At 63.4% G+C, this 14,670-nt stretch carries 11 protein-coding genes; 6 read left to right on the forward strand and 5 right to left on the reverse strand.

Annotation, left to right across the window (positions count from 1 at the left end; all coding sequences use genetic code 11):
* Positions 1-54: 54 nt before the first annotated feature.
* A complete protein-coding gene (locus EB835_RS01905; protein WP_168216596.1) occupies positions 55-699 on the reverse strand; it encodes a TetR/AcrR family transcriptional regulator in 645 nt (214 codons plus the stop codon).
* Between the two features lie 231 nt (positions 700-930).
* Between EB835_RS01905 and EB835_RS01910 the strand changes: the two genes are divergently transcribed.
* Positions 931-2,097 (forward strand): acyl-CoA dehydrogenase family protein, encoded by a 1,167-nt coding sequence (locus tag EB835_RS01910; protein ID WP_135807779.1) that lies wholly within the window; start codon positions 931-933, stop codon positions 2,095-2,097.
* Positions 2,098-2,103: 6 nt separating this feature from the next.
* Here EB835_RS01910 and EB835_RS01915 read toward each other — a convergent pair whose 3' ends face one another.
* The gene (locus tag EB835_RS01915; protein ID WP_135807780.1) at positions 2,104-3,075 is read right to left on the reverse strand and encodes an NADPH:quinone oxidoreductase family protein; all 972 of its coding nucleotides are present in this window, start codon (positions 3,073-3,075) and stop codon (positions 2,104-2,106) included.
* Positions 3,076-3,251: 176 nt separating this feature from the next.
* Between EB835_RS01915 and EB835_RS01920 the strand changes: the two genes are divergently transcribed.
* From EB835_RS01920 to EB835_RS01935, 4 genes are all read left to right on the forward strand, one after another.
* The gene (locus EB835_RS01920) at positions 3,252-4,274 is read left to right on the forward strand and encodes a phosphotransferase family protein (protein ID WP_135807781.1); all 1,023 of its coding nucleotides are present in this window, start codon (positions 3,252-3,254) and stop codon (positions 4,272-4,274) included.
* A complete protein-coding gene (locus tag EB835_RS01925) occupies positions 4,271-5,065 on the forward strand; it encodes an SDR family oxidoreductase (RefSeq protein WP_135807782.1) in 795 nt (264 codons plus the stop codon). The genes EB835_RS01920 and EB835_RS01925 overlap by 4 nt, the downstream gene beginning before the upstream one ends.
* An 83-nt stretch (positions 5,066-5,148) precedes the next feature.
* Positions 5,149-6,354 carry an acyl-CoA dehydrogenase family protein gene (locus EB835_RS01930; RefSeq protein ID WP_205749835.1) on the forward strand — a complete coding sequence of 402 codons (1,206 nt, stop codon included), beginning with the start codon at positions 5,149-5,151 and terminating at the stop codon, positions 6,352-6,354.
* An 85-nt stretch (positions 6,355-6,439) separates the two neighbouring features.
* The gene (locus EB835_RS01935) at positions 6,440-8,140 is read left to right on the forward strand and encodes a class I adenylate-forming enzyme family protein (protein ID WP_135807784.1); all 1,701 of its coding nucleotides are present in this window, start codon (positions 6,440-6,442) and stop codon (positions 8,138-8,140) included.
* 445 nt (positions 8,141-8,585) lie between these two features.
* Here EB835_RS01935 and EB835_RS01940 read toward each other — a convergent pair whose 3' ends face one another.
* The 3 genes from EB835_RS01940 to EB835_RS01950 all read right to left on the reverse strand — a co-directional run bounded on the left by EB835_RS01940 (position 8,586) and on the right by EB835_RS01950 (position 12,693).
* Entirely contained in the window at positions 8,586-8,819 is a 234-nt protein-coding gene (locus EB835_RS01940; protein ID WP_135807785.1) for a hypothetical protein, read from the reverse strand.
* Between the two features lie 140 nt (positions 8,820-8,959).
* Entirely contained in the window at positions 8,960-11,563 is a 2,604-nt protein-coding gene (locus tag EB835_RS01945; protein ID WP_135807786.1) for an ATP-binding protein, read from the reverse strand.
* Complete coding sequence (locus tag EB835_RS01950; RefSeq protein WP_135807787.1) at positions 11,560-12,693, reverse strand: metallophosphoesterase family protein; 1,134 nt, start codon at positions 12,691-12,693, stop codon at positions 11,560-11,562. Before EB835_RS01950 ends, EB835_RS01945 begins: the two co-directional genes overlap by 4 nt.
* A gap of 344 nt (positions 12,694-13,037) precedes the next feature.
* On the opposite strand from EB835_RS01950, the gene EB835_RS20385 reads away from it, so the two are divergent.
* On the forward strand, positions 13,038-14,609 hold the full coding sequence (locus EB835_RS20385; RefSeq protein ID WP_205749836.1) for an alpha/beta fold hydrolase: 1,572 nt from the start codon (positions 13,038-13,040) through the stop codon (positions 14,607-14,609).
* The last annotated feature ends 61 nt before the right edge of the window (positions 14,610-14,670 follow it).

Below are 14,670 nucleotides of genomic sequence, written 5' to 3' on the forward strand. Positions count from 1 at the left end.
TCCGCCGGACGAACTCTCGTCCTGCAGAGTCGGTGATTCTCTGTGCCGCCGGGGTCAGTCCGGAGCCGCACTCAACAACAGCGTTCGTGCGGTCCGCTGCCAGGTGGCGAGCATCGGCTCCCAATGCGAGTCCCGCCGGGAGAAGGTGTAGGTCACAGCCATTCCGCGCATGCTGGCGAAGATCATCGTGAATACATCGTCGAATTCCGGGCCTTCAGTGATGATCGGGCCGAAGAGCTCACGGGCGTTGTCTCTGACTCGGTCGAGGACGAACTTCTCGTGCTCACGAATGTTCGCGGCCAATTCGTCATCGGTGCGCGAAGCCGTCCACAGTTCGAGGGCGGAGAAGAAGCTGCCATGCATCAGACCGGTCCACAGGGTCCGGATCGCCCAATCGCTGCGTGCCTCGACATCGTCAGCTGCGGGCCGCTCCGATTCCAGCATGCGGCCGAAGTCATCGTCCTGGTCCTCCAGTCGCCGGCTGAGTCTCTGCTCGCCGAGGCGGCTGACCGCGGCCGTGAGCAGATCCTGCTTCGACGGGAAGTGGTGGAGCAGACGCCCCCTGCTGACTCCCGCGATCGACTGGACTCTCACCGTCGTCGTCGCAGAATAGCCTTCACTCAGCAGGCACTCGATCGTGGCGTCGAGGATGAGCTCGCGCGACAGCGCGGTCCGCTCCGACTGACTGCTGACATCCATCAGTTCCCTTTCCGTCATGATCGGCGCAGGCTCTGTTCGAAGCCGTGATCTTACGGCAGTACTCGATTCCCTTCCGACTATCTCACACTTCCAGTCTGCATTGACTGTTTTTCACGAGGCTGCCAGACTGAACGCATGATCAGTGACGGGGGCCACACATTCGCCCCGGTCCGATGACCGGCACTCCGGCCCGCCACACGGCGACCGCCGCTTCAGAAGAGGACACATTCGGTGAAGAGGAATCTGTACAACGAAGATCACGAAGCATTCCGGGGCTCGGTCGGAGCCTTCCTCGATCGTGAAGTCGTGCCCCACTTCGATGAATGGGATGAGAACCATCTCGTCGATCGGGAGATGTGGCGCAAGGCGGCGCAGTCAGGCATCATCGGCCTGGCCATCCCAGAGGAGTTCGGCGGAGGCGGTGTCTCTGACTTCCGGTTCGAGATGGTGCGGGCCGAAGAGGTCGCTCGCCGTGGGGTCGGTGCAGCCACGAGCGGCTGGGGCGTCTCCGACGGCATCGTTCCCGGCTACCTGATGAAGCTGGGCACTCAGGCCCAGAAAGAGAAGTACCTGATGGGGCTGACCTCGGGCGATATGATCGGCGCGATCGCCATGACAGAGCCGGATGCCGGCTCGGATCTGCAGAGCATCACCACGAAGGCAGTCCGCGACGGCGACGAGTGGGTCATCAACGGCGCGAAGACCTTCATCACCAACGGCATACACTGCGATTTCGTCATCGTCGTCGCCCGCACGAACCCGGAAGCCAAGGCCGCTCAGGGCACCTCGCTGTTCATTGTCGACGCCGGCACACACGGCTTCGAGAAGGGCCGCAAACTCAGAAAGCTCGGTATGGATGCCCAAGACACCGCCGAACTCTCGTTCTCTGACGTCCGGGTGCCCGCCGATGCCCTCCTCGGCGAACTCGACCAGGGGTTCATCCACCTCATGGTCAATCTCCCCACTGAGCGCCTCCTCATCGGGTCGGGGACTCTGGCATCGGCGCGGGCGGCGCTGGAGTGGACGGTCGAATACGTCTTCGACCGCCCTGCCTTCGGGCAGACCATCGGCGATTTCCAGAACACCCGTTTCGAACTCGCCGAGCTCGAGACCCGCGTCGATGCGCTGGAGGCGTTCGTCGACCGGTGCGCGCTGGCACTCAATGACGGAGACCTCACCGCGGTCGACGCTGCGAAGGCGAAGTATCTGGGTTCGGATCTCGAGATCGAGGTCGTCAATCGCTGTCTGCAGCTCTTCGGCGGCTACGGCTACATGCTCGAATTCCCCATCGCCCGCGTCTTCAAGGACAACCGCATCCAAGCGATCTTCGGCGGAGCGAACGAAGTGATGAAGGAACTCATCGGACGGGATATCGCCAAGCGCCATCGCAAGAAGTAGAGCGAGCTACTCTCCGGCGACCTCGATGAGGACCTTGCCCATCACGGAGCGTTCGTCGAGTTCATTGATCGCCGAGGAGGCCTCGGCCAGAGGATAGTTCGCGTGGATGCGCGGATTCAGACTGCCTGCGGCGACGTGGTCGAGAACGGCCTCCCACTGCTCGTGGATATAGCTCGAGTGACCCCATGTCGCCGCACCCCAGGCGACTCCGTCGACGGAGATGTTCTTCAGCAGCAGTCGGTTGACCTTGATCGAAGGGATCTCTCCGGCGGTGAAACCGAGAACGAGGAGACGACCGAACGGAGCGAGCACTCGCGTCGAGTCGGTGAAGCGGTCTCCCCCGACTGGGTCGAAGACGAAGTCGACGCCGCCCGGATAGATCTCCTTCGTGGCGTCTTTGAAGTCGTCGGCAAAGACGACGTGCGTCGCACCGAGCTCCCGCACCGCTTCGGCCTTCGCCTGGGTCGAGACGACGGCGATGGCCTCGAGTCCCATGGCCAAGCCCAACTGCACGGCGGCCGAACCGAGTCCGCCTGCGGCACCGTGGACGAGGAGGCTCTGGCCCGGCTGGGCATTCGCGCGCAGACGCAGTGCGAAGTCAGCGGTGAGCACGTTCATCGGCATTCCCGCGGCGGCGGCCAGAGAGACCGAGTCCGGGACCTTCACAGCGGATTCGTCATCGGCGATGAGATATTCGGCGAAAGTGCCCTTCCCGGTGATCGCGGCGACACGGTCACCGACGGAGTAACGGGAGTCCGGCCCCACCTCGGTGACGACTCCCGAAGCCTCGGACCCCAGAGTGAAGGGCAGGTCGTGCTTGACCTGGTACATCCCACGGGTCTGCAGCACTTCGGGGAACGTCACTCCGGCATACGCGACCTTGATGAGCACCTGCCCCGACCCCGGGACCGGGCGCTCCACATCAAGGTGCTCCACATCGTCGGGACCGGTCAGAGCAGTGACGCGAATGGCTTTCATGGCTTCCTCACTAACGTTTTGGTTCACACGGAGCCGATCGGCTCCGGTCTCGGCGGTCATCACACCTCTATCACATCGAGGGACTATGACCGTGGTCACTTTCACAGCTTGACTCCCCTGCTTGGGATGAATACTGTGAACTCTACTGAACGATTGTTCACTCGGGAAGGTCAAGGATGACACAAGCACCGGCAGGATTCGATGCGGACAGCATCGGGAGATGGATCGAGCGGAAATTCGGGATCACCGATTTCGACGTCGACGTGATATCGGTCGGTCGCTCGAATCTCACGTTCACCATCGTCGTCGACGGCAGTCCGCGGTGGGTCCTGCGTCGTCCGCCCTTGGGCCACGAGGGCGGCAGTGCGCACAACGTCGCCCGCGAGGGGCGGATCATGGCAGCACTCAACGACAGCAGTGTCCCGGTGCCGACCGTCCTCGATATCGTCGATGACCCCGAGATCCTTGACGTGCCGTTCGTGTTCATGGACCACTGCCCCGGATTCCCCATCAACACCCCCGCAGAGTGGGAATCCATCCCTGCCGAAAACCGCCGCGACTGCGCTTTCGGCATGGTCGACGCGCTGGCGGCCATCCATTCCGTCGACGTCGATGCCGTCGGATTGGACGACCTGCGCAGGCCCGGCGGACTCATTGACCGACAGCTGCGCCGGTGGATCGGTCAGGTCGAGGCGATCGCGATGCGCGAGACCCCGATCATCCACGAGGTCCACGATGTGCTCCTGGAGGCGATGCCCGACCCGGCGGGCTCACCCGTGGGAATCGCGCACGGTGACTTCAAACCGAACAATATGATCTTTGCGCCCTCTGGGGCGGTCAACGCCGTAGTCGACTGGGAGCTGACAGCCATCGGCGAGGTGCTCACCGACCTCGGCTATTTCGTCGCCATGCTCACCGTTCCCGAAGAGTACACAAGCATCTGGGTGCCCCAGACCGACGACGGATTCCCCACCGCAGACGAACTCATCGACCGCTATCAGGAAGCCAGCGGTCACGAAGTCCACGATGTCGGCTACTATTCGGCGTTTGCGATATGGAAGCTCGCCTGTATTCGTGAAGGCGTCTACACTCGCCTGGCGACCGGGAAGATGGGTGACCTCGATATCGACCCTGAGGAGGCCGGTGCCGGTGTCGAAGAGCTGGCCCGTCAGGCGCTCGACCTGCTGGAGAGATCATGACCTCGACGCTGAACGGCAGGCGTGCAGTGGTCACCGGGGCCGCAGGAGGGATCGGTGCCGCATTGGCCGCCGAACTCATCGACCGCGGAGCAGCAGTCGTCCTTGCCGATCTCTCCCCCGATGTCAGCGACACTGCCGCTGCACTTGGTGCCTCCGCCTCCGCGTGGATTGGGGACGTATCCTCGGTGAACGGAATCGGTGCGCTCATCGACTTCGCCGACGACCGCCTCGGCGGGATCGATCTGTACTTCGCCAATGCCGGGATCATCGGTCCGGCGATGCTCGGGGAGACTGACGCGGACTGGGACGCGATCATCGACGTCAATATGCGCGCTCATATCCGCGCGGCCCAAGCGCTCGTCCCCCGCTGGCGGGCAGCCGGTTCCGGATATTTCGTTGCCACCGCCTCGGCGGCGGGCCTGCTCACGCAGATCGGATCGGCCGCGTATTCGGTGACCAAGCACGCATCGGTCGGTTTCGCCGAATGGTTGGCCATGACCTACCGCGACGATGGAATCCGCGCCTCGGTGATCTGCCCGATGGGCGTCAACACGAATTTGCTCGACGATGCCGGTTCCGACGGAGGTGCTGCGCAGAGGGCTGTGACCTCGGCCGGAATCGTCCTGGAACCCGCCGAGGTGGCCACCATCGTCCTCGACGCCGTCGAGCACGAGCAGTTCCTCATCCTGCCGCATCCCGAAGTCCTCGAGATGTACCGGATGAAATGCACCGACTACGACCGCTGGCTGCGCGGAATGTCCCGCTACCAAACCCGACTCAACGAAACGTGACCAGGAGCCTCGCCACCGAGCCAGGCCCGACTGAGACCGAACCTCACAGCTGTGTGAGATCCACCGAGAGACAAGGAGCCCACGTGTTGGAAATCAGCGAACGCGGACGCGAGTATCAGGAGCGCCTCAACGCGTTCATGGACGATTTCGTCTACCCGGCCGAGCCGATCTACTCTGAGCAGATGGCCGCGGCGGCCAGCCCCCACACGCAGCCCCAGATCCTCGAAGATCTCAAGGCCGAAGCGAAGAAGCAGGGCTTGTGGAACCTCTTCCACCCGCACCCGGAATGGGGTCCGGGCCTGACGAACCTCGAATACGCTCCGCTGGCCGAGATCACCGGCCGCAGCATGGAGATCGCCCCTGAAGCGATCAACTGCAACGCTCCGGATACGGGCAATATGGAGGTCTTCACGGTCTTCGGCACCGATGAGCACAAGGAGAAGTACCTCCGTCCCCTGCTTGAGGGAAAGATCGCTTCGGCCTTCGCGATGACCGAACCGGCTGTGGCCAGCTCCGATGCGACCAACGTCGAGATGAGCATGGAACGCACCGATGACGGCTTCGTCCTCAACGGCCGCAAATGGTTCGCCTCGAACGCGATGCACCCGAACTGTCGGGTGCTCATCGTCATGGGCAAGACCGACCCCAGCGCTGAAGTGCACCGGCAGCAGTCGATGCTCGTCGTGCCCATCGATGCCCCGGGTGTCACAGTCGTGCGCAATTTACCCGTGTACGGCTACGCAGATCGGGAGGGTCATGCTGAGATCGTGTTCGAGAACGTGCTTGTGCCGTTCAAAGACATCCTCAAAGGTGAGGGCGAAGGCTTCGCCATCAGTCAGGCACGGCTGGGCCCGGGCCGCATCCACCACTGCATGCGCGCCATTGGAGCCGCCGAGCGGGCACTCGAGCTCATGGTCGGGCGCGCCGAATCACGTGTGACCTTCGGTGAGAAGCTGTCAAGCCGTTCGAACATCCAGGACTGGATCGCCGAATCCCGGATCGAGATCGATCAGGCCCGCCTGCTGACTTTGCATGCCGCGGACATGATGGACAAGTACGGCAACAAGGTGGCGAAGAACGAGATCGCCGAAATCAAGGTGGTCGCACCGACGATGGCGCTGAAGGTCATCGATCGGGCTGTTCAGGTCCACGGCGGCGGCGGAGTCACCGAGGACTTCCCGCTTGCTCGGATGTGGGCGCATATGCGCACTCTGCGTCTGGCCGATGGGCCGGATGAGGTGCACAAACGTTCCATCGCCCGCAATGAGATCAAGAAATATCGTGGTTGAGGTCGTCTTCTCCGCGATACAGTGAGACCCCACCGGACCCGCAGCGATCTGTGCGGGTCCGGTACTGCCTGCGAAAGGATGTTCGATGACGAACAGCTGGTATGACACTCGCCCCTGGATCACGACACTGGGCGATCTCGCACACGAGCCCTATGTCCTGCCCGACTCGACGCCGCTTGCGGATCTTGCCGCGACCGTCGCTGCTCGCGGTGACGAAGAGGCCTTCACCTACTACGGCTTCCGACTGACCTGGGCCGAATTCGATCGGTGGACGACGGCGTTCGCGGCGTTCCTCTCCTCCCGCGGAATCGCACCCGGGGCTCGTGTGGGCATCTACGACCAGAACACCCCGGCCTTCGTCATCGCGACCTATGCCACCTGGAAGGCAGGCGGAGCCGTGGTGCCGCTCAATCCGATGTATCGCGGCGAACTCGAACACATCTTCGCGGACTCGGAGATCAGCGGACTCATCGTGTCGAAGGCCGCCTATCTCGATCGGGTCAAGGACTATGCCAGCGGTCTGCCGCTCGTCGTCCTCAGCGACGATCGCAGTTTCCAGAAGCACGGTCCGGACGCGATCTTCTCAATGTTCGCTGAGCTTCCCGAGATCCCCGATCTGCCCGATTTCGCGACTGTCGTCGACGACAACCTCGACACCGAATTCACACCATACTCCCCCACACCGTCCGACCTCGCTCTCATCGCCTACACCTCGGGCACCTCGGGACGGTCGAAGGGCGCGGCGGCGACACATGCGAACATCTCGAGCAATTCGCGCTACTGTCTGCGCAACCCCGTGCTCGGCCCCGGCGACGGCTATCTCACCCTTGCCCCGCTGTTCCACATCACCGGCTTCATCTGCCAATTCCTCGCCGCGGTCGCCGGTGGCGCGCGACTCATCCTCAACTACCGGTTCGAGCCCGGTTCGTTCATCGCCCTGTGTGCTGCGGAGAAACCTGCCTATATGGCCGGGCCCGCCACGGTCTACACCGCCCTGATGGCGCATCCGGACTTCGACCCGGCCAAGTTCGCCTCGTTCAAGTCGATGATGTCCGGCGGGGCTCCCCTGCCGGAGGGGCTGGTCAAGAAGTTCGAGGACCGCGCGAAGATCTATGTCGGTCAGGGCTACGGACTGTCGGAGACCTGCGCTCAGGTCGCCACCGTACCGAACGGCTTCCAGGCCCCGGTCGATCCGGACAGCGGGAACCTCGCCTGTGGTCTGCCGCAGCCGGACGTCATGATCCGCATCCTCGATGATGATGGTCAGCCCGTAGGTCCAGGAGAGGTCGGCGAGGTTGCGATCTCCGGGCCGCAGGTGGTCTCCAGCTACCTCAACAATCCTCAGGCCACGGCCGAGCAGATCCCGAACGGCGAGCTGCACACCGGCGACGTCGGGTTCATGAATGAGGACGGGTGGCTGTTCATCGTCGACCGGAAGAAGGACATGATCAACGCGTCCGGCTTCAAGGTGTGGCCGCGTGAGGTCGAAGATGTGCTCTACACGCATCCTGCTGTGCAGGAGGCTGCTGTTGTGGGCATCCCCGATGACTACCGCGGAGAGGACGTGGCGGCCTTCGTCACCCTGCAGCCCGGCGCCGAGGCGGCCGCAGAGGAGATCATCACCTTCTGCCGAGAGAAGCTCGCTTCCTATAAGGCTCCGCACCGGGTGACGTTCATCGATCAGCTGCCGAAGACGAGCTCCGGCAAGATCCTGCGGCGGACCATCCGCGCCGATGCGGTCGAAGCCGCCCAAGCGGCCAAAGCAGCAGCGAGGGCCACTGACTGAGACAGGGCCCCGGCGGCTGGGCCCCTTGACTGCGGCTGGGCGCCGGGCGGCTGGGCGCCTTGACTGCGGCAGATCCTCGGCACCAGCGGCTGATCACTGAGTCTGTCTGCCGCCGGCGCCTCCGCGACTGAGTCCAGGGACACGCCTCACATCACCTTTGGTGCAGACGCTCCCACATTTGGTGCGCTGCCCAATCACACCTCGTCCCCTGCATCTGGATCGAAACAGATGCAGGGGACGAAGTGTGGTCTGCGTGCACGGACCACTGCTTCACCCCTCACGGGAGTCGGTCGGAGAAGTCGGAGGTCTCGACACCTGTCGGACGGGACTCCGGGCCCTCGATACTTGTCGGACAGGGGCTCGAGGACCTCGATGCTTGTCGGACAGGGCTTCCGAGACCTCGAGGCTAGTCGGTCAGGGGCTCGGGGACCGCGATGCCTGTCGGTCAGGGGATGCGGGAGGCTGGATATTGATCGGCCTCGCTGATGATCTCCGGAGTCTGGTCTTCGTCCTCGATGATGCCCGCCAACTCCCAGCGGCCGTGGACCGGGCAGCGCTGAAAACGATAGGCGCCGAAGCGGATCGATTTGAATGAGACCAGGGGAATCCACCGCGTGCGGTAGTATCCGCCGCCGGAGCAGCCGACGATGACTTCATCGGCGTAGATCTTGTCGGTCATGACCTCAGGTTATCGCATGGAGACTTGTCTGCTGATTCTCCACTCACCGAACCGGGTCGGTTTGGTCCACCGGCTGCGCCTCGAACTTCACTGACTGCGCCTCGCACGTCACCGGCCTCGCCCACCCGCCATGCCTCTCTTCACGCGAGGCTGACTGTTTCGGCGCCGCCGATAGAGCCGAAGCGGTCAGGCTGGCAGGTGAGCAGGATGACCTGAGCCTGACGACCGACATTGCCGAGGATGACGTTGAGCGCGGCCAGACGCTTCTCGTCGGAGAAGCCGAAAGCATCGTCGAGAATGACAGGGGCGCCGGAATCCTCGTCGACCAGGGTGGCCACGGCGAGGCGACCGATGAGCGCCAGCTGTTCCTTCGTCCCGCCCGAGAGTGCGTCGAAGGCGACGGTGCGTCCGTCGAGTGTGCGAGAGACGATTTCGAGGCTCTCAGAGATCTCCACCGACAGTCCCTGGCCGAAGATCACCCGTCCCAGCTTCTCGATCGCATCCTTGAACGGAGCGACGTATCTCCGCTGGGCCTCTTCCTTGTGCGTGAGCACGGTGTCACGCAGCAACCTGATCGCATTCGCCTGCCGTTGCAGGCGGGCCAGCTTCGACCGAATGGATTCCACGGTCTGCTCCGCGGCTTTGAGCTTGTCGTAGATGCCTTCGGCCGCCCGATCATCGATGAGTGCGGAGAGCTGGTCGACTTCCTGGCGGTCCTTCTCCTGCTGCCTCTGTTTGCTCTCGACGAGCTCGACAGCGTTCTGCAGCCGCATCTCCAGGGTCTCGGGATCGGCGGCTTCGTACTGAGAACGTGCGGCAGCGGCCTCATCCTCCACCTGTGTCAGAGTCGTCACGGCTGCAGACAGAGCGTCGTCGAGTGACTCGTCGGAGTTCGCTTCCCTGTCCGAGTGCAGACGGGTGCTGAGGTTCTGGAGCGTCGACGCCGCCTGCTCATGCGTCGACTGCGCCCGCACTGCTGCCACGCGCGCTTCATCTCGGTCGACGCGAATGCGCTCGAGAGTGGTCCTGGCGGCCTCGACTCCCGCACCAGCGTCATCGACGGCTGCCGTCGTCGATTCGACTCGCGCTTCGAGGTCGCCGATCGAGGGCGCTGATTCAGTCGGTTCCCCTGGGTCTCCCGCCACATGCTCGGCCCGGGACAGTGCAGCATCGAGTCGGTCTCGGTCGTCGTCTCCGATGAGCACACGCAGAGTCGATGTGGCTTCTGCCAGCACAGCCTCGGCGTCGGTGCGCACCTCACTGCGTTCGCGTGCCTGTTCGAGCGTTGTCACGCCGAGGTGGTCGAGCTCGGCGTCGAGTCGGGTCTGCGCGGATTCGAGAGCCCGATCGAGTTCCGCCGGCGACTGCCCTGGGCGCACGGTGATATCGACGACGGAGTCGACGAGGATCTGCAATTCCGCGGTGACGGCGAATTCCTCAGCGGAATCCTTCGGCACTTCGGATCCGTCGATGCTCACTGCGGTCTCGCCGAGGCGGCGGGCGACGATCTGTGCGGCGGCCGCGGTCTTCCCGTTCTGCGCAATCCGCAGATCGGTGATCAGGCCGCCGAGGTTCTCGACGTCCTTTGCGGTCACGGTGATCGACCCGATCGTCGCCTTGGCCTCGGCGACTCGACGTTCCTGTTCGCGGATATCGGCCAGTCTCTTCCGCAGAGAGTCGATTTCTCTGCGTGCACGGGCCCGAGCCAGATCGGCGGATGCGGACTTCGCCTCTTCCTGAGCAGTCACGAGTTCGGTCTGCCTGACTTCGAGGCCCTTCTGCGCCTCGGCGAGCGACGAGTCCTCTTCCTGCTGTGCGGCCGTGACCTTCTCGAGTGCGTCTTCGGCAGTCTTCACCGCCTTTTCCGCAGTGGTCACCTCGGTGATGAGTGCCTGGCGTCGGTCGCGAGTCTCCTCTGCGCGCTGGCGTTCACGCTGTGCGGCACCTGCGCGTTCGAGAACTCGGTCGAGCTCGTTCTTGAGCCCGGTCAGGGCCTGCACAGCCTCTTCGGCGTCTTCGCGTTCGGTCACTGCCGATTCCAGTTGAGCGTGCACACTCTTCAGCCGGTCCTTCGCCCGAGCATGCCTCTCGACGAGCGCGTCCATATCCGCGCTGCGAGCCTCCAGCTCACGGTACTGCTCTTCGGCTCCGGGGAGTTCCTCGGTGAGCCTGCGCAGCTCGCCAGTCTCTTTGCCTTTGGCCGTGAAGAATCTCAGGTATTCGGTTTCGACTCTGTCAAGGAAGGCATCGTGGTCAGCCGGTTCCTCTCCCGCCTCGCCCAGAGCACCGTGCAAGGCCTTGATCTCGGCCAACGATGCCTGATCGAGGCTGCGGCCTTGAGCGACATCGAGGGCGTCGAGCAGGTCGACGTCGACGGTTTCGTCCAAGATCGCCAAGAACCGTTCGTGTGCCTCGCTGCCGCTGAGCTGTTCGGGGACGGGCCGGAGAATGCTCAGTTCGGTGAAAGGCTGTTTGATCCAGCGTTTGCGGTACCGGACTTCGTAGTCCCCGGTGCTCAGGTGCAGTTCGACCTGTGGGCCGACGTCGGAGCCGACCGGCTGGGTGTCTTTGACACTGGCCTTGCGGGAGCTGTCTTTGTCCTCGCGCAGTTGTGTGATGGCTTGGTGGATCGAAGATTTTCCGACTTCGTTCGGCCCTTCGACGATCGTCACTCCAGCACTGAAGTCGACGGTGGCGTCGCTGATGGCCCGGTAGTCGGTGAGGCGAATGGAATGGAGTCTCATGAACGGCTCCTGGCGAATCGGAAGAGCAGTCCGAGTGCGTCTTGGGCCGTGACTGCTGAGTCGTCGTCTGCTGTGGCCCGGGTGGAGAGTTCCTCGAGGGTCTCCTGCAGGTATCCGCTCAGTCCGAGGTCGGCGAAGTCCTCATCGGCGGCGACGACCGCCAGGTCCATGTGCCGGTCCCAGAGCGAGACGAGGGCGAACAGGTCGGAGAAGTGTTCGAACAGTTCGTCGAGACGCGCTTTCGCCGCTGTCGGCAGAGTGCCGCGCAGGATCAGCCACACCGCTGTGCGGTCCTTGTCGGGAACGGCGTTCATCCGCTCTTCGAAATCAGTGACGTCGTCAGCAGAATTGAGGTCTGCTTCGATGACTGAGAAGACCCATGTGCCGACGTGGATCTTCTCGACCTCAGCCCGATGAGTGTCGGCGTCGATCTCGACGAGGAGCACATTGCCCGGATCGGTCTCTCGACGAGAGGTCACTTCCGGCGCTCCGGGGTACCAGATGCGGTCGGCGACTTCGAAGGTCGCATGCCGATCACCGAGCGCGACGAACTGGGCGCGGTCCTCGTGCAACAACGCCCGCAGATGGTCGGTGTCTATCGTGGCAAGCGATTCCCGATCCGGGTCGAGAACGCTCACCGCTCCGTGACCGGCGATGATGCGGATATCACCGGCAGCCACCTCGGCGAGGTCATTCGTCGCCGCGGCGACGAGATCCCCTTGGGGATGTTTGGAGAACCAGGGCGCTCCGACGATCTCGACTCCGGGGACGACGGCGAAGGGATCGCTGCCGCGCAGGACGTGTACGTGAGAGGGCACCTGTGAGGTGAAGGCCGGGGAGTCATAGATCGACGCGGCGTCCAAAGGATCGTGGTTGCCGGGGAGGAGCACGACCGGAACTGTGAACGCGTTGAGGACTTCGAAGGTGCGGGCGATGATCGCCCGGTCGAGCTGGTTGGTTTCGAACACGTCACCGCAGACGAGGACGAACTCCGCGTGGTTCTCGGCGGCGAGCGCACCGATGCGGGCGACTGCGTCGAGGCGGGCACGGTGGAATCTCGGTCGCGCCTCCTCGCTGAGGTAGTGCGCAGTCATGCCCAGCTGCCAGTCCCCCGTGGCGATGAATCTCATCTGCTCCTCCTCGTCCCGGTCCCATCCTACGGTTGCGGGTTCACCATATCCGTCGTCACTGACATAAGTGCTGCACATCACACACCCGCTCATCTGCAGCCATCCCACCTGGGCGGATACTGCCGATTGTCGAACACATGCAATCTGCGGACCGGCCCTCACCAACGGTTGCCGGCCGACATCCTGCGCACACTGTGGTTGATGCCGGCCTCATCCGAGTCGATGCTTCTCGCGTCGTCGCCCTCACCGGCACCCTGTACCGCGTCTGCCTGCTGACGCGTTCGCGGGCGTGAGGGCCGTGTAGAATCTGGCATATTCTCATCCATCTCCGACAGGGGCGTCAGGTGGAACTCGTCAAGTTCGACAGCATCGAGCTGGCTGTGGATCGCTTCGGGTCGCGTCAGGATGAAGCAGTGCTGCTCATCGCCGGCGGCGGGCAGTCGATGGACTGGTGGACGCCCGATTTCTGCCGGATGCTCAGTGGGCAGGGCTTTCAGATCATCCGCTACGACCATCGCGACACCGGCCGGTCGACTTCGAGTACGCCCGGTCACCCAAGGTATTCCGGAGAGGATCTCGTCACCGATCCCCTTCGCATCCTCGACGAGCTCGGAATCGCGTCCGCTCATCTCATCGGACTGTCGATGGGAGGTGGCATCGCCCAGGTCATCGCTGTCCGATTCCCCGAGCGGGTGCACACACTGACGCTCATGGAGTCTTCCCCTGCTGGAGGAGACCCCGGGCATCTGCCTCCACCGACAGCGGAAGTTCGATCGACCTTCGCCGCAGATCCACCGGACATCGACTGGACCGACCGCGCCGCCGTCGTGGAACATCGCGTCGAGATCGAACGCCCGTACGGGGGTTCGTCGGGATTCGACGCCCGTCGAACCCGCGAAATCGCAGAAATTGAGGTCGATCGGACCACGGATATGGAATCGTCGATGAGCAATCACTTTCTCATCGCCGCAGGTCCTGACATCGATCCCGCCGCCATCGCCGCTCCCACGCTTGTCATCCACAGCACCACAGACCCGTTGTTTCCCGCAGCACATGGTCGGACACTGGCCGAGATGATCCCCCACTGCGACATTCTCATGCTCGAGGGAACGGGCCACGAAGCTCCTCCTCCGAGCCAGTGGAGCACGGTGATTCCCCGACTGCTCACTCACCTGCGGCAACCGACCGGTCCGGTCGGCAGCCTCGGCGAGGCTCCATCGTCTGACTCCAGCTGGTTGGACGATATCCGCAGGGACTACGACATCGACGCCGAAAGCTACGCCCGTGAAGTGGACGGGCTGCTCGAGGGCAGCCCCCACCTTCGGTCAAGTCTTCGCGTCTTCGCGGAGCTGATCGGCGAGGGCACGGGAGATCGCGTCGCCGACGTCGGCTGCGGCACAGGTTACGTGACCGGCTATCTCAATGAGCTGGGAGTGGACGCCTTCGGCATCGACATCTCTCCTGGAATGTTGAAGATCGCTCGCCACGATCATCCCTCATGCCATTTCGAGATCGGCACGATGACCCAGCTGAGCACAGAGGATGCACAGCTGGCGGGAATCGTCGCCTTCTGGTCGATTGTGCACGTTCCCGACAGTGCCATGCCCGGCGTCATGAAAGAGTTCAGGCGGATTCTGCGGTCCGAAGGACTGCTGCTCGTGGGATTCCACGTCGGAGACGGTGCGGAACACACGTCACGGGGGCATTCCGGTCGCCCCGTCAGCATCGACAGCTTCCTGAGACCGCCGAACGCCGTCGCACAGTGGATGCGCGACGCCGGCTTCACGGTGATCTCTGAGTTGACTCTTCGCCCCGCTGATCCTTCCCCAGGCGCCCTCTTACTCGCCCGTGCAGACTCTCAGCCGACGGCTGTGCGCACTGGGCCTGCTTCCATCCCCGAGAGCGTTGACGAATAAGGTCGAATTGCGATCGGAGTCGGCGGCTACTCTGTGCGGTTGGAATGTCAGATGATTTCTG

The sequence above is a fragment of the Brevibacterium sp. S22 genome, assembly GCF_004745485.1.
Lineage (GTDB): Bacteria > Actinomycetota > Actinomycetes > Actinomycetales > Brevibacteriaceae > Brevibacterium.